Source organism: Lysinibacillus sp. LZ02 (assembly GCF_050613145.1).
Classification (GTDB): Bacteria; Bacillota; Bacilli; order Bacillales_A; family Planococcaceae; genus Lysinibacillus_B.
In genome coordinates this window covers 1,667,181-1,684,427 of the sequence record NZ_CP192507.1, presented here as the reverse complement: position 1 = coordinate 1,684,427, position 17,247 = coordinate 1,667,181, and the positions used below count along the sequence as shown (strand labels likewise).

Sequence of the window (17,247 nt, the reverse complement as noted above, 5' to 3'; positions counted from 1 at the left end):
TTTACCACCTCAATAAGATTATAACCAAATCTATAAAAATATAATACATTTTTACAGATACTTATAAATTATTTTTGACTGTTAATATCCTCCTTTATACCACATTCACAGTCCATGTGAATGACAAACACCTTCGTTTTACGCACCAATAAATAATGTTACTTGTGCAATGGCTAAAAAAAATGCTGCATCTTGCACTGGACTTTCTGGCATGATTTCTAATGTCATGTGAAACGTGTCCGATACCTCATCGTATACGGGTAGCCAACGAGCAACCAGTGTATCACTAATGAGAAAAGCTGACCAATCTTCCATTGCTTTATCGATTTTCATTTCGAGTGCAGTGCCTTTAACAAACAGCTCAGGCACCCCAATGCGCCAGTTTTCATAGTTAATTACGTATGTTTCATTCGTACGATAATCCGTTGCCTCATACCATAAGCGACCTTTTCGTTGTACTTTACGACACATAAATACGGCGTTGTCTTCCGTTGTTTTCACTACGTACTTTAAAAAGTAGCGGTAATCAAAATAGCCGTCTAATAATTTTTTCAAACCATTATCATATACACGATTTAGTGTAAACGCATGTTGACCTGCTTCCAAAATTGGTATATCTTCCGTGGCATTTAACCTTGCGGGTACTTCATATGTAAATACGTTCATCTGTTCAATCCTTTAAAAAATAACTTGTATTTTGTTCCAAATTCTATTTAGAAAATATTGCTCTTCAGCTAACACTTCTCTTAAATCATTGGCTCGATCTGGCCTATTTGTAATGATTCCATCCACATTGTATTCAAGAAATTTTTGCAAACTGCGCGAATCATTCACCGTCCAAACAAACAATTGTTTCTCTTGCTGCTTCGCCTGTTCAATTAACCGTTCCGTTACAAAAAATTGTTCGATGACAATAAAATCAAGCTCTGTTTTTGGTAAATAGCCTACATTCAGCGCATATACCGCCCCTACTTTTAATCGAGGCTCCATAGCTTTTATTTGCTTAGCGATTTCTATATCAAGCGACTGAATATAATGTACATCAAGTGCTTTATATTCATCAAGTACCGCTATTAGCCTTTCTAACATATCATTGGTTTCATGACCATGTGTTTTAATTTCAATTAATAATCGAACATTTAATTCCTCACTCTTTTCAAGCATTTGTTCAAGTGAAGGAATCGTATCTGAAAGCCCTTCTGCACGAACAATGGTCTCCATTAATTGTGCTTGTGTCATAGTATAAACACTGTCTCTTTTCCCTGCTAGTCGCGAAAGTTTAGCATCATGGAACACGATAAACTTACCGTCTTTCGTTTGCTGAATATCGATTTCGACCATGTCCGCCCCCGCTTCAGCAGATGCAATTAGTGAACTGATTGTATTTTCCACACCTTTTTCCATAAACCCGCGATGAGCGATGATGTTTGTTGTCGGCTCATACACAGTCTTTTCCAAACTCAATATATTGAAACCACTTATTAAAAAGTAACTGTAGATTGCAATGACCACTGTCCAATGTAAAATTGTTTGACGGAAAGATTCATTTTGTGTTATCAGCGGCTTTTCATGCGTTAGCTTAAATGAGACGAGTACGAGAATTTGAGAAAACATCGCTTGCAATAATGAAAAGGCTAAAATTAAAACCCCTTCAACAAATGTTAATGTAAAGGCAGCTACAACTAATGCATTACCCGGTAGCGCCCGTTCAATAATATACAACGGGACAAACGCCAGTACTAAAATCGTCACTATAATGGTTACATGTACCGTTAAAATAAGCGCGAGTATCCCAAGCGTTTCGATTAACTTTCGTTTGGAGAACTGCCAGCTCATTTTTACCGCTTCCCAAATAGTCATCCAGTGGTAAATTGTAAAAAATGGCAATGTAAAAATAAAGCGTAAGCCTACAACAAGAATAAATGTAATGGCTCCGTAATACATCAACCTCCCCTTTGTAGATGCTAAAAGTTCATCCACAATAAAGCGCGGTATTTGCAAGTTTTGCGTAATCGAAAGTGGCAAAACCGTTGAAATAAGGGGGATCACTAACATTAAATAAATGACAAATAAAATCGTTTGAAAACTAATAAAGTACAGTACTTTTTGATTTAATCGCTGCCAAAGCCCTTTAATGGTATATGGAATAGCCCGCTGTTGATGATACGCTAATAACATTAAAAAGCCCATCTCATAATAAATAAAGAGTAAAAAAACGAGTACAATCAGCACCAACATCGTCAGTACAAATGGGTGCATCAGTAGCTGCCAAATATTTTGCTCTGTTATACTTTGTATTCCAATGGCATCAAGCATAAAGGTAAAAAGAATGGATACAAGCGGCAAAACGATAAACACTTGGAACAGTCGAATCATTAGAAATGTTCGGATATAATCGACACGATAATAATAAATATTGCGAAATACAAGTCTTAACACACGTCGTATTCGTTCCACAAGCCCCTCCCTCCTTTTAACCTTGTAATATTGTACATGATTTCAACACAAAAGAAACAAAAAATACCTATCAAATTGTTTTATTGAACTCCCCATCACTGAGCTAAAGGTTGAAGAGGAAGATTTCTTTCGGGACAAGGTTAAACTATATATTCTTCAATTAACAGAGAGGCTAATTGAGTAAAACAAACTTTTTGGGAATACTGATCAAGAGGTGATTTGTTTGAAAAAAGTGTTTCCGTTAATGGTATTATTATTTTTAATTAGCAGTAATGAGATATTATACGCAAAAACCATAAATGAGGCTGATACGGAATTATGCGAAACGATTAAAATGGCACTCATAAGTAGCAATAGAGAACCCGTAGATAAAGCTATTTCTCAAATTTATAAGGATGACAAAAATGCACCTGAAGGTCTTACTTGGGCTGCTTGGGAAACGAATGTCCTAAGGATCAAGCAAGTATATGGAGTTGGTGGATTATATGAGATAACGTTGAAAGTGTACCCTTACTATGGTGCTCATAATGGATATGGGGAAGATGAAGTTGTGATAAATACAGATGGGGAATTAATCAGTTTTAAACATTTGAAAACATATCCTTGAATTAGCTTGTTAAACGAACGGTATGATTTAGTTTAACTAGAAATTAAGGTAGCCCTGTTAGAAATAATCTAACAAGGCTATTTTGGTAACAAGTGTTTTTTTAAAGATGAAATTTAGCAAACGATTTTAGCTCTAATCGCTATTCGTTACATTTTCACTGCGGAAAAAAATTCGCTATATAACGCTTTTAAAATTTGATCTTCAAATTGTTTGTTTACGCCAAACACTAGGCTTACTTCAGAAGAACCTTGATTAATCATTTCAATGTTTGCACCCGTCGAAGAAATAGCTGTTGTTGCACGTGCAGCTAGCCCTGTATTATTGCGCATACCTTCCCCAACGATAACAATCATCGAGAAGCCATGACGGAAATGTGCATCATCTGCATGTAATTCTTCTTTCACACGTCTTACGATACGCTCTTCTTTTTCTGGTGTTAATTGATTTGAACGCATAATGACTGAAATATCATCTAAGCCTGATGGTGTATGTTCATAAGAGATATTTTCTTCTTCAATAATTTGAAGTAATTTTCGTCCGAAGCCAACTTCACGATTCATTAAATATTTTGATACGTATAAAATGGAAAATCCACTATCTGCTGAAATCCCTGTCACCGAGCGACCTTGCTCTGTACGAGTTGGTACAATGCGCGTACCCGGTGCAGATGGGTTGTTTGTATTTTTAATGTTCACTGGAATACCTTGTCTATATACAGGCATTAATGCTTCATCATGGAAAACAGCAAAACCTGCATATGATAGCTCTCTCATTTCTCGATAAGTAATTTCTTTAATTTCTGCTGGGTTGTTGATTACTTTTGGATTTGCTGAAAATACACAGTCTACATCCGTAAAGTTTTCATAAAGGTCAGCACTAACAGCTGAAGCTAAAATTGACCCTGTAATATCTGAACCACCACGGTCAAATGTACGTAAAATACCGTCTTTAGTATAGCCGAAGAAGCCAGGGAAAATCACAACTTCCTCTGTATCCTTTAATACACTTAATTTTTCATAAGCTTCAGGTAAAGCATATGTGCGTTCAGGAAGATCATTAACAAGTAACCCTTCCTTCGGGCTGACATAACGCGCTGGTACGCCCGCTACATTAAAGTAAGCGGCAATTAGCTTCGCATTATTATCTTCACCACTTGCTTTTAAATTATCGATAAACAAATCTTTATTAGACTTATCGCCTGCAACACGTTCACGTAAATCTGCAGCGATAATTTCCGACATCGTTTGATCTAAACCTAAACCACTTGTAATATCTTCATATCGATTGACAACAGCATTAATTTTTGACTCAACATCACCGCCAATAAGTGCCGTTTCCGCTAGATCGATTAATAAATCTGTAACTTTAATATCTTCACTTGAACGTTTTCCAGGAGCTGAAACAGCAACTACTTTGCGTTCAGGATTCGATTTAACAATGTTAAATACTTTTTTAATTTGCTCTGCACTTGCGACGGAAGTACCGCCAAATTTACATACTATCATTTCACCAGATCCTTACTTAATAATGTTGTTGTACTTCTAGAAAAAACATTTGACTTCCCACAGTGTACAAACTATAGGCGTAAACGTCAAGAGAATTCTAAAAAATCAAACGAATCATCCAAATAAAAAGTGACTAATTTCCGAACTTGTTTGTTTATTATATGTAAATTTGATTGAAATGGTAAGTTATTTTCATTTTCAAAAGTAAAATTTACATAATGAATAAAAATAGTATCACCATATACTTTCAACGTCTAGTTAGCATGCGTATATTATTTTTTTTGTTGTCTACTAGGGGTAAAAAGAAATTCCAGTTTCTCACCGTTTAGCTTTAATTTCGCCTTTCCTTTTTTACCACTTTTCCATGTAAACAAAATCTCTCTTGTCTCTTTCCCCGCGAGTAACTTTTTCATATCAGTCGGCGTAATTTTGCCTTTCATGAGTGATTTACTAATATAGAATTTACAAGATTTATTTGTACAATTATACCCTTTAAATCCTTCTACTACTGAATCCCCACAGGTAACACATTTGCCTAAAATCACGACTTCTTTTTCTGCAACAGCCATTTCAAGTGCTTTCATTTTTCCGGTTGTATCGTGAATAAATTGCTGCATGTCTGTATAAAACTGGCGCGAGCTAAGGGAGCCGTCCACAATGTCCTTTAACTTCTTGCTCCACACAGCCGTCAAAACAGGTGAGACAACATCATGCTCACCAAGCGACCTAATAACATCAATCCCAAAATCGGTTGCCGCAAGTGATTTTCCTTCCCTCGTCATCATACCGATTGAAAGAAGTTTTTCCATAATTTCTGCTCTCGTTGCACTTGTTCCAATGCCTTCAGCATCTTTTAAAATGGCCTGTAGCGTTTTATCTTCCACAAAGCGACCTGCATGAAACATCGCATCGAGCAAAGTACTATCTGTATAACGGGCTGGTGGCTCTGTCATTTTCGATAAGATTTGGCTACTCTGAACGTTCAACTGTTGCCCTTCTTTTAATAGAGGTAGCGGTCGTTCTTCTTTTCGCTTTTGCGCTTCGTAAAGAACCGTGTAGCCTTTATCAATCACTGTATTGCCACTTGCTTTAAAATGATGCTCCCCACATAATAGCAAGACATTCGTTTTATCTAATACATAAGGAGGTAAAAAAATAGCGAGCAGCCGTTTGACAATCAGCTCATAAATTTTTACCTCTGCCGGTGTTAAAGATTTCTTGCCGACAGATACATCCGTAATCGTGATTGCATGGTGATCGGTTAATTTTTTATCATCCACATATCTTTTAACATACATCGTCTTTTGAATATGTGCCTCATTATTTAAAATGTGTTTGGCTACTTGTTCAAACTGCGGTAAACTTGCCGCTACTTGTAATTGATGAGCAATCGTTTTGGCGAATGCAGTTGGTAAATGTTTGGACTCGGTCCGGGGATACGTAATGAGCTTTTTTTCATATAAGCTTTGAGCTATTTTTAGCGTCTCTGCCGACGTAAAGCCGTAAAACTTATTTGCCTCTTTTTGTAATTCTAGTAAAGAATGCAAACTTGGCGCAAATATTGTTTTTCGTTCTGTTTCAATTTGCTTCACGAATGCAGTAGATGCTAACTTGGTCTGAATCACTTGTGCGGCTTCCAACGAATCGAGCTTGTTTGTTTTGGCAATCGGATCGAACCAAAGGGCTTTCAATTCACCTGTATCTAACTCTAGCTGGAAATACGGCGTTGGAACGAAATCTCGAATTTCTAACTCTCGTTTTACGACAATCGCTAAAGTAGGTGTCATGACCCGTCCTACTTTAATCGTACGCCCCCCTTTCACTGTTGCCGCACGTGTTAAATTTAAGCCTACAAGCCAGTCAAAAATCATCCGGTACATAGCAGCGTTGCGTAAATTGCGAATCATTTCATCGTTTTCATCGATTAAATGTTCTAGGGAATGACGAATAGCAGTGTCTGTCGTTTGTGATGTCCAAAAACGCTTTACAGGCAGTGTACATCTAGCTTTTTTATAGAAAGAGTAAAAGATATTTTCTCCTTCCATCCCCGCGTCACAAGCATTAATAATAAAGTCATATTGATTCGTTTTTAGCAATGTTTCAATGTCTTTATATACTTTATAAGCACTCTTTTTTACACGAAATTCATATTTTGTTGGCATCATCGGGAGAAGATCTAAACTCCACTTTTTCCACTCTGCGTGATACTCATGGGGCTCTTTTAACTCGACAACATGCCCGACAAAAGATGTAAAATCAATTGTATACGGTAATGTTATTTTGTTATAAACCTTTTGGATATCGCGCATGAGGGAAGGTTTTTCGGCGATTAATAGCGCTTTCAATTCATCCCCTCCTTTACTCGTAAGTATAGTAAAGAACGTATGTTTTGTAAATGTGGATAAATGTGATTGGGACAACAAATTACTTATTTAAAAGGGACTATAAATGAAGAAAAATTTTTCTTCCCAAACTTGAGCACTTACTCCTTTTGCTATCGCAGTATTTATGGCTGCACTCACAACGATTAACAGTTTATTTAACGTTTCTCCTAACTGGGAGCCTGGGGTTTCATAATTTCCACACTGTGGTTAGCCATCAATGTACCTATTATTGGAAAACTCTCAGGCTGCTACGGGCGAAAAAAATTATTTATCATCGAAATTGCGATTTTCGAGATTAGTTCATTGCTGGTAGCACTTAGCCCGAACTTTACGTTCTATTTAATCACCCGCTTTATTTAGTCAATAGAGGCGACGGTATTTTCATCATTGGTAGCTCACATATACTCAGCACCCTACCTGCCTAAAAACAATACAAAACACTAGTATGAAAGGCATTGTTGCTGTATTAGGGCCAAACGTTGGTAGTTTTTTTATGGACTTAACCGGTAGCTGGCATATAGGTGGCTCTCTCCATTTACAATAAATCATTTCTTTCCGTTTACATGTAAGAGCTTCAAGCTTGTCTCACTTTCCCGCAGCCTTGGCTTACTCTGTATAAGAAAACACTGATAATCTGCCTGAGCCTTACCATTCCTCTCATCATCGTTCTAGAAGAATACGATAATCGTTTTACCTTCTCAATTCATCTATTATAAGGGACTATTGCAATCCGTTTTAATTCATACGGATTATCTCCGTATTTTACATAACCATTTTTTGTGGTAAATGCCAATCGGTAGCCTGTTTCAGTTAGCATTTGCTTCGTCCCCCCATTAAACTGTCCAAATGGATAAGCAAAATATTGCTGCGGTACAATCGATTGACTTGTGAGTAAATCTTCCTTCAACGATTTACGACTTTGTAATATAACAAGTGAGTTTCCCTCTTCTTGGCTATGCAACTGATGGGTATGCCCCTCGTAGCTGAAAACATCTGTTGACCTAGCCATTTCTTCTTGCGAAATCGACTGTAATTTTTGTGGATCAAATGGTTGAGTTGCTGCTGGTACACGGGGTGTAATGACAAAATTCGTTGCCTTCATTTTGGCTTGTTGAAGTAGTGGATAAGCGTATACAATATTCGACTTTAATCCATCATCAAATGTGATAACAACTGCATTTTTCCCAAGGTTTTTCTCTCCCTGTAAAAAGGCATATAACTCATCCATCGTAATCGTTCGTCTATCTATTTCTTGTAGTGCACGCACATTTGATGCAAACTGCTCCTCTGTAATCATCGCTGACGTCAAGCTCTGTCGACCATCATTAGGACCTACAATATGATGGTACATCAATACTGGAATCCCTTTATCAAGTGCTGCATTTACTTTTGGTAGTAACGCCGTACGACCTGCCACGTTTATGTAGTAATATGTATTATCTTCATCAAATGCATAATGTCGTCGATTCGGTTGCGATGTGTAAAGAACATGTCCATCTAGATCCGTCAATTGCGTTATATACGTTGTATAAATCATCTGCCCAGCACGCGCTAATTTCTCTTCAGCTAATGTTGTACTCCCTTCTACTACGGAAGCGGTTGGGACACATCCTAAATGATTTTCTACTTCTATGTAATAACATACTTCGTTTTTATCCATATAAAAATAAGCTTGATTCTTATGTATAACACCTAATGTTTCTCCACTCTCATCATAAACAGGCGCGGAATTTGTTTTTACATAGAACACATTTGATTGCTCTTCATCTGTATTAATTGCATATACATCTAACTGCTGTGTAATCCATACATAAAAAAATAAAGAGAGAAATAAGATTTTTTTCAAGATACTACCTCCCTATTGTTTAATCGAGATTATTCTAACATAAATCTGGTATATTACTGTAAATTAAGATTAACTCTATAACAATAAAAGATTATAAATAGCTATAAAAAAACGAAAACCCACATATCGTAATCATTGTTTAAACAAAATACGAGAAGGGTTTTCGCTCTATACTTCAATTTTATTAAATAGACTTCACTATATTTTCCTAACACTACTTTAGCAATTAATGAAAAACTAGACTAAATATATTGTTAGTGAAAATCTCATACTCCCATTTACCAAGAATCTGGTTTTTCTTTCGAATAAACACCTTATTTCATCGGTTCATTGCGCGATACATAAATGCAACAAATTGTGCCCGTGTAACAGGTTCATCTGGTTTAAAATTACCGTTATCACCTAAAGAAATTCCGGCATTTTCTAGTGCCGCGATATAGTCATAGCTCCAATGTGTCGGGGGCACATCATTAAATGTGCTCGTTCCACCTGGTGTTAAACCAAAAGCTAGCACAATGACTTTTGCCATTTGCGCACGGGTCATCGGTGCGTTTGGTTTAAAGGCACCGTTTGCACCATCCACAATACCAGCTTGCTGTAGTAACGTAATCGCCTCGTAATATGGATGGCTTGTTGATACATCGCTAAACGGTACAGTTGCTCGTTTTGGAGTAAGCTCGAAAGCTCGTGCGAACATAATTGCAACATGCTGACGTTGAATTGGCGCATTTGGTCGGAATGTGCCATCTGGATAGCCTGTAATAACACCTTGAGTTGCCATATCTTCAATCATATCCCTTGCCCAGTTCTTCGAAATATCCGTGAATCGATAGGTTGACAATGGCTTTTGGGGTGGTTCTGGCTCTTCTGGTGTTAAAGGTGGCTCTACCGGTATATTGTCATCACCATCAGAAGTACGGTTTACGATCCACTTTGCATACAATGTTGTATGGCCAGTTATGAAATCTTTCGTAAAATCCCACGCTTTTGTTAGTGCCGCATCTGTATACCAACCCGCAAATGTATAGCCTTCCTTGATTGGATCGGATGGCTCTGTTACCTTGTAATGAGAGATAATCGATCGCGTTGTGATTGTACTACCACCATTTGATTCAAAAGATAGTGTATAGACTGTTTCTGGGATGGAACCACCTGAATAACTATTTGCCACCCACTTTGCATAGAGCGTCGTAGGGGCTTTCACAGTATCTTTCTTAAAATCCCATACTTTTGTCAACGCCGCATCTGTATACCACTCGAAAAATGTATAACCTACCTTGATTGGAACTGCTGGGATTGTTGCTTGATGATTATAGAAAATCTGCTGGGTAGGTACAGCACTGCCTCCATTTGACTCAAAGGATAGTGTATAACGAGCAACGTCCCATTGTGCATACAGCGTTACATTCGTCGTACCCATTTGGAAAGTGGCATTCGCCGTATAGCTTGTGCCACCGCCATCTGCTTGTGTATTCCAACCTGTAAACGTAAAGCCTGTTTTCTCGAGATTACCCGTATTGTCCAATACGGTTACACTATTGTTTGTCTCATACATTGCATTATCTACAGGTACTTGCCCGCCAGTAGCTCCGTTTTTATCATAATTCACTGTAAATGTTGGATTCGCTGTCCACTGTGCATACAGTGTTACATTCGTCGTACCCATTTGGAAAGTGGCATTCGCCGTATAGCTTGTGCCACCGCCATCCGCTTGTGTATTCCAGCCTGTAAACGTAAAGCCTGTTTTCTCGAGATTACCCGTATTGTCCAATACGGGTACACTGTTGTTTGTCTCATACATTGCATTATCTACAGGTACTTGCCCGCCAGTAGCTCCGTTTTCATCATAATTCACTGTAAATGTTGGATTCGCTGTCCATTGTGCATACAGCGTTACATTCGTCGTACCCATTTGGAAAGTGGCATTCGCCGTATAGCTTGTGCCACCGCCATCTGCTTGTGTATTCCAGCCTGTAAATGTAAAGCCTGTTTTTTCGAGATTACCCGTATTGTCAGATACGGTTACACTATTATTTGTCTCATACATTGCATTATCTACAGGTACTTGCCCGCCAGTAGCTCCGTTTCCGTCGTAACTTACTGTAAAGGTAGAGGCTAAGGATTCATATGCTCCTAAATCAATACCCGTCCCTCGAATGCGGTCATTCCCGTCCAAATCCTTTGTAATTTGCGCTAACTCTGGATACGTAGAAACCCCTTTATCAATGGCAGGAGAGCCTGCTTTCAAACGATAATTGGCAGTAGCGGAATTAGCTAAGTCAGGGTGAATAAAGATATCTTCTATCTTATAATCATCAACACCAGGAGTGCCCGTCCCATCATACAGCTTGCCTTTTTCATGATCGCCAAGGAGGCTATGTTCAATCGTTGCCGAACTACCACCTATTGCTGGACCGTTATTCCCGACAATGATACTATTACGAATTTTAACATTACTCCCATTATAGATAGCAGCTTTGTTACTACCGTTTGTTGTATTGCCACTTATCGTAATATTTGTGAGGGTAAGACTGCTGCTAGAGTTATTGTATATGCCGCCTCCATCGTTAGCCACATTTCCATTGAATGTGGCACTCGTGAGCATGAGACTGCTATAAATATTGTGTATGCCGCCTCCTATACTAGTACCGGTATTTCCGCTAAACGTGGCATTCATGAGGGTAAGATTACTAGACTCATTGTGTATACCACCACCACTTAAAGCCCTATTTCCGTTGAATGTAACATTCGTTAATACAGGATTACTATGCCAATTATTTATGCCACCGCCAAGACGACTTGCCGTATTTTCACTGAATATAATATTTGTAAGAATGGGATTACTACCATTATTATTCATCATACCACCGCCTAACCCGGCATGGTTTTTGGTGAATGTAACATTTGTTATTTTGGGACTATTGTTATTATTGTGCATGCCACCGCCATAATTAGAGCCGGCATTACCACCAGTAATTGTAACACCATCTAGAATTGCTGTGTCGTTTAAACCTAAACCTGATGGATGGTAAAATACATGGTAAGTATTATCGTTATTATTGCCGATTACACCAATATCCCCACTTAAAATCGTTTCATTTGCCTTATAATCTCGTTCAGCTAGTGTGGTTTCTATCCCATTAAAACCACCATAAATCGCCACACCATTTTTCATTTGAAAGGAAGCATTTTGATTTGTTCCTGCCGTTGGTTTATAAGTTCCTTTCGCAATCCAAATTTCTTGTCCTGCTATTACAGCGGTTAATGCCGTCTGTAAGTCTTGATATGCATTTACCCAGCTCGTTCCGTCCCCCCCAGCTTGTGCTGTTTCATTTACATAAATAACGGCACTGGCAGGTGTTGTAACACTAGTTGTCTGTGTCAACAGGAGTGCCGCGACTGGCGTGATTTGAATACGGCGTTTTTCGATGACTATTTGACCTATTGCATCTGTTGCCTTAAACCAAATATCGTAATCTCCTGCGTCTTGTAATATAAGTGGCATAGCTGCATCGAATGTTTGCCACGTTGCACCAAGATCTTGCGAAATCTCCACTTGTATACTTGCACTGTCAGGTGATGTTGCCGCTACTTGAATTGTGACAGGACTTGTTGCGATGTCACCTTCAATATAGGGCTGTCCGTTAGTCACCATCGTAATCGTCAGTGCTGATGTCGTGTTACTGTTTGTCATTGCGAATACTGGCAAACTCCCGAAAAGAGTTTGTGAGAGTAATAGTAAGACTCCAAAAATTGATAGGGTTTTATAAATTTGTTTTCGCATAATCAACCTCTCTTTCTAAACTAGTTTGTTTCTTTAGTCGCCTCCTTTTTATACAAAAAAAGACTTTGACACTAATAATTATAGAAAGAGAAGGTTAAAAATAGGTTAAATTATATTTTTTTGTCATTATATCTTCATCTTTTTCATTGATTCATTCAAATGAGGTGGACTCTATGCTTTCTGCCCTAGCTATGACATCGCCTGATTATAATCATCGTGATTCACAGCGTGTTCGCCTGAAGCTAACTATATAAGTCCACTTTAATTTTCCGACATAGCCATTGACCCAATGAGGCGTAGAATATTTTCAGGGTACTCATAGATAGATTCCAAAAATGAAACAATCGATTCCCTGATTTCCTCACGCGTCGCATGGAATCGATTGGCAATCACACTTTCTTCAAGTATCCCCATACGCGTTCGACAGCATTTAAATTGGGCGAATAGGGTGGCAAGAATACGAGCGTTAAACGGTCTTTATGCAAATTTAAAAACGGCTGAATCAACTTGACATGGTGAATTCACACGTTATCGAGAATCATGACAATCTTTTGGTTTTCATATGTCGCTAAGACATAATGAAGAAACGTCTGGACGTTACAGCGATCGGCTTCCATATGTAAAAAATCACACGTGCGGCTATCGACACAGCCAAATAAACTGACCGTCGCATGATGACCATACGTAGGGATTTGTTTTTGTTTACCTCTGACACTCCAAGTGGCTTGAAGCGCTTGGTAATCCCGAATATGGCTTTCATCTTCATAGAGAAAAACTACTTCATCTGTGGCGTTTTTTTAGTGCATCGAGTTGTTGGGTAAAAGCTTCCTGTTTCTTCTTATCTGCTCGTTTCAATGTATACGTTGGTCGTGTATAACTGAATCCCCAACGTTTCAACATGTGACCGATACCACCTCTCGACATCGTGACAGAAAAACGATCTTCTAGTACTTCTTTGAGAATACGCGTATCCCAACACGTTTGGTAGCCATAGCCTTCTTCAGCTGGTTTACTAGATTCTAGCATGTGACGGGCTTCTTGTTCTTCTTCAGGCAGTAAATAGGCACGTCTACCTGGCGCATAGTTGCGGTGAAGTAGCCCTTCCATTCAGCCCTCGTTAAACTTTTTCACATAATCTGAAATCGTTTCGCCATGGATGTTTTTTGAATCGCCTTCTCTTCCGCTTGAAGGCGTTCAATCATCCACCCATGTGTATTTGTAATTTGAAGTCCTTTTCCCATCTTTCCCACTCCTATTTCAATTGATTTTAGGATAGTATGGACAGGAAAATGGTAGGAATATACATACCGGAAGTTTTATGTCGATTTATATAGTTTATTTGCATGGAAAGTAGCGACTCTAACGGGATGAGCTTAGACGTTCAACCGGAGCGAAAATCAGCCGCTGTTTATTAGTAACATATTGATTAATTTTCATTCCCCCTTATTTCCTGGGCAATTTTTTCATTATTTCGATAATTAAAGAGAAATAAATGATTTTATTTCCAAAGTACGATTTACGCGCATAAAACAGAAAATATTATATTAATCTAGAAAATATATACATATCAATGTTATAATGCACTTATATGTAGCTAGGGGGAATGGAAGATGAAAGTGACAAAAAGAACCGTTTTATGGATTGTCCCAATACTTCTCATTGGTGCATTTTACTATTTTTACGGACCTAAAGATGCGATTACAGAAAACGCGTATATTGACTATGTTAAGAGCCAAACATTAGTGGACAATAGTAATTTAACAGTCGAACAAGCCTTTAATAACTATTGTGAAGTAAGTGATTGGGTGTTTTTCGAGACGCAACGCGGACAAAAAGTAGTGGAATTTAAGGGGAAATGTCCTGTTGAAGAAATAACGCAACCTGTTAATTTACAATTCCTTGTTGATGATGAACAGACTGAGCATACAGTTGGCGCAATGTTAGTCAATGATGTGAAGCAATCCTCTGAAGAGCGTGATACGTTTATTCAAACCATTTATACAAACTAACTCATACAGAAAAAATGGTCTCTTCTCCTATAGAATGAGACCATTTTTTAATGTGTTTAGTTATCTTCTTTAGGAAATATTTGAAACTAAATAAAATCTGATTCTTATGATAAATGAGGTGATTTCATGAGTACGTGGCTTTCTTTTACTATTGTGATTGTTACTGCAGTTGTAAATTACATAAGGTATCGCGAAACTTTTAACGAGCTGACCAAGAAAGAGTGGGCACAATATATCGGCAGTTTCTTCTTAGCATGGATTGTGGCAATAATCATCATTATAGGTGGACAAGAAATACTAACCCCATTACCATTAACAGGCTGGCTTGAAACGGCCATTCAGTGGATGCTCATCATAGTAGGTTTAATGTTGGCATTGCGGATTATGTACAGCATGATGCCTCAAAAACTGAAGGATGCGTTTGAGTGAAAAGAATAGTATGTATTTTGAAAGAATTGACCTTTAAATGGACTAAAAAGCGCTCATTTTCATGCTTGTTTTTATGAGCGCTTTTCTAACCTCTTTTTAATCAAACTTTTTCAAAGTAGCATTAATCATGACATTTTAATTCCGCTACCTTCCCCTGAAATGTATGCATCAATTTCTGACGCAAGCGATGTTTACGTTTTCGTATTCCCTCGACCGAAATGCCGTACTCCTTTGCTAGTTGCTCATTGGATTTATCCTTTATAAACACATCGTGGAGTAGCTTTTTTTCCTCCTCCTTTAACTGCCCTGCTACCTTTTCAAACAGTGAATTTTCGGAAATAGCTTGTTGTTTTTGTTCTACATAAAAGGTCATTTTTTCATCTGTTGTCGCAATAAAGCGCGACTCTTTTTTTGCATTTTTGCGCAAGGCATCAATAACGTCGTACCACATTTGATTATATACATACGCCTTCAAGTCATATTTGTTTGAATCATATGTTTCCCATGCTTGCCATAACGCGATGAATGCAATCTGTTTATACTCATCTCGATTTTTATAAATACGACATTTGGACAATAGCTTCTCTATAACAGGCTCCATTTCAGTAACTAGTTTTTCAAACTCCATTCCCTTGTTAGTCCTTCTAGATCATGCATGCTCTGTTTATTCCTAGGTAATGTAAACGTACTGAAAAGCATAGACGACCTCAAAAAGGATTTTCTATAAAAAAAGAACGTAAAGCGACTTTAATATGTTATTTCCCTTCACTAAACACGTTAATTCCCTAAGATTTTTATGTTTTATATCCATTTTATCTTTACAAATTTAAGAACGCTGTTGACAAAAGTGCAATTGTCAGGCATTCTTATACACAAATAACCAAAAGCATAGCGAAGACTAGTAAGCGTGACTTAGTTGGATTAGAGAGCGACACCCATAGGCTGGAAGGTGCGTGCAACAAAAGACGTCTGAACCTACTTCGACCAAGCTCCTAGCAAAACTAGGCGCCGACTCAGCGTTAAGAGAACAAGTGGAATGCAGTTGCATTCAATTTAGGTGGTACCACGGAAAGCGTTTTTCGTCCTATTAATTTAGGCGAAAAGCGCTTTTTTCTATTGGAGGAATTCATTATGGAGAGAAAACGAATTGTCGTCAAAATCGGAAGTAGCTCACTGACTAATGCAAAAGGTGAGATAGATTCCCAAAAGTTTATGGATCATATTGAAGCGATTGCCAAGTTAAAGCAGCAAGGTCACGATGTACTCCTTGTGTCATCAGGTGCTGTAGCAGCAGGGTTTCGTAAACTTGGCTATTCTTCTCGACCCGTTACGATCAAAGGCAAGCAAGCAGCTGCGGCTGTTGGTCAAAGTTTACTCATTGGCCGCTACACAGAAGCATTTAGCGAGTATGATATGGTCGCTGCTCAAATCTTACTTACACGTCACGACTTTAGTGAAAAGAAGCGTTATAAAAACGCACATGCCACGTTTTCAGAACTTTTAGAACGTTCAATTTTACCAATCATTAATGAAAATGATACAGTATCAGTAGCCGAGCTCACATTTGGCGATAACGATATGCTATCTGCGCTTGTGAGTGGTTTAGTACATGCCGATCAACTCATTATCTTAACGGATGTCAATGGTTTGTATGACGCAAATCCATTAAAAAACCCTGATGCTAAACGCATCGACCACATCGAAGAGATTACAGATGAAATGCTCGGCTTTGCTTCTGGTGCTGGCTCAAAAGTCGGGACAGGCGGCATGCAGTCCAAGCTTGTGGCAGCCAAATATGCGATGAATGCTGGCGTGAAAGTATTTATTGGAAATGGTGCGGGTGAAGATAAGCTCATGACTATTTTAGATGGACATGGTGACGGCACATACTTTGAAAGTAAATGTTGCACAATTTTGCCGATGAATAAGCAATGGTTAACCCTTACGGAAGTGAGTGGGAAGTTATTCATTGATGAAGGTGCCGTAAAAGCGTTAACGACGGGTGGGAAATCCCTTCTTCCTGCAGGTATTTATGCATTGGAAGGACATTTCGATAAAGGAGACGTCGTGGAAGTATATGATCGCCATGTATTAATTGGTCGTGGTGAAACATTATACTCCAGTGAAACAATTGAAAAAGCAATGGGTAAACGAACAGATGAACTTGACGAACCAATTGAAGTCGTCATTCATCGTAATAATTGGATTCAAGCTTAAGGAGGAATA

General features: G+C 38.3%; 12 protein-coding genes and 1 pseudogene. 4 read left to right on the top strand and 9 right to left on the bottom strand.

The window, feature by feature from the left end; genetic code table 11:
• Positions 1-138: 138 nt before the first annotated feature.
• A complete protein-coding gene (locus tag ACQQ2I_RS07965) occupies positions 139-666 on the bottom strand; it encodes a tubby C-terminal domain-like protein (protein ID WP_431029995.1) in 528 nt (175 codons plus the stop codon).
• Positions 667-678: 12 nt separating this feature from the next.
• Positions 679-2,457 carry a glycerophosphoryl diester phosphodiesterase membrane domain-containing protein gene (locus ACQQ2I_RS07960; RefSeq protein ID WP_431029994.1) on the bottom strand — a complete coding sequence of 593 codons (1,779 nt, stop codon included), beginning with the start codon at positions 2,455-2,457 and terminating at the stop codon, positions 679-681.
• 214 nt (positions 2,458-2,671) lie between these two features.
• Here ACQQ2I_RS07960 and ACQQ2I_RS07955 point away from each other — a divergent pair, with 214 nt between their 5' ends.
• Complete coding sequence (locus tag ACQQ2I_RS07955; protein ID WP_431029993.1) at positions 2,672-3,064, top strand: DUF3888 domain-containing protein; 393 nt, start codon at positions 2,672-2,674, stop codon at positions 3,062-3,064.
• Between the two features lie 146 nt (positions 3,065-3,210).
• On the opposite strand, the gene ACQQ2I_RS07950 is transcribed toward ACQQ2I_RS07955, so the two are convergent.
• The 6 genes and pseudogenes from ACQQ2I_RS07950 to ACQQ2I_RS07925 form a co-directional block, all read right to left on the bottom strand.
• A complete protein-coding gene (locus ACQQ2I_RS07950; RefSeq protein ID WP_431029992.1) occupies positions 3,211-4,569 on the bottom strand; it encodes an aspartate kinase in 1,359 nt (452 codons plus the stop codon).
• 272 nt (positions 4,570-4,841) lie between these two features.
• Positions 4,842-6,914, bottom strand: coding sequence for a DNA topoisomerase (locus ACQQ2I_RS07945; RefSeq protein WP_431029991.1), 2,073 nt, complete (start codon positions 6,912-6,914; stop codon positions 4,842-4,844).
• Between the two features lie 742 nt (positions 6,915-7,656).
• Positions 7,657-8,799 carry a polysaccharide deacetylase family protein gene (locus ACQQ2I_RS07940; RefSeq protein WP_431029990.1) on the bottom strand — a complete coding sequence of 381 codons (1,143 nt, stop codon included), beginning with the start codon at positions 8,797-8,799 and terminating at the stop codon, positions 7,657-7,659.
• Positions 8,800-9,118: 319 nt separating this feature from the next.
• Entirely contained in the window at positions 9,119-12,583 is a 3,465-nt protein-coding gene (locus ACQQ2I_RS07935; protein WP_431029989.1) for an InlB B-repeat-containing protein, read from the bottom strand.
• Between the two features lie 389 nt (positions 12,584-12,972).
• Positions 12,973-13,332 (bottom strand): annotated as a pseudogene (locus tag ACQQ2I_RS07930) (IS630 family transposase).
• Positions 13,333-13,363: 31 nt separating this feature from the next.
• Positions 13,364-13,690 carry a winged helix-turn-helix domain-containing protein gene (locus ACQQ2I_RS07925; protein ID WP_431029988.1) on the bottom strand — a complete coding sequence of 109 codons (327 nt, stop codon included), beginning with the start codon at positions 13,688-13,690 and terminating at the stop codon, positions 13,364-13,366.
• 503 nt (positions 13,691-14,193) lie between these two features.
• On the opposite strand from ACQQ2I_RS07925, the gene ACQQ2I_RS07920 reads away from it, so the two are divergent.
• Positions 14,194-14,592, top strand: a complete 399-nt coding sequence (locus ACQQ2I_RS07920) for a glucosamine 6-phosphate synthetase (protein ID WP_431029987.1) — start codon at positions 14,194-14,196, stop codon at positions 14,590-14,592.
• A gap of 126 nt (positions 14,593-14,718) precedes the next feature.
• A complete protein-coding gene (locus ACQQ2I_RS07915; RefSeq protein ID WP_431029986.1) occupies positions 14,719-15,021 on the top strand; it encodes a hypothetical protein in 303 nt (100 codons plus the stop codon).
• Positions 15,022-15,142: 121 nt separating this feature from the next.
• Here the strand turns inward: ACQQ2I_RS07915 and ACQQ2I_RS07910 are convergent, their stop codons facing one another.
• Positions 15,143-15,649: a sigma-70 family RNA polymerase sigma factor gene (locus tag ACQQ2I_RS07910; RefSeq protein WP_431029985.1), complete on the bottom strand. Its 507-nt coding sequence runs from the start codon at positions 15,647-15,649 to the stop codon at positions 15,143-15,145.
• 503 nt (positions 15,650-16,152) lie between these two features.
• On the opposite strand from ACQQ2I_RS07910, the gene proB reads away from it, so the two are divergent.
• Complete coding sequence (gene proB, locus ACQQ2I_RS07905; RefSeq protein ID WP_431029984.1) at positions 16,153-17,238, top strand: glutamate 5-kinase; 1,086 nt, start codon at positions 16,153-16,155, stop codon at positions 17,236-17,238.
• Positions 17,239-17,247: the final 9 nt, after the last annotated feature.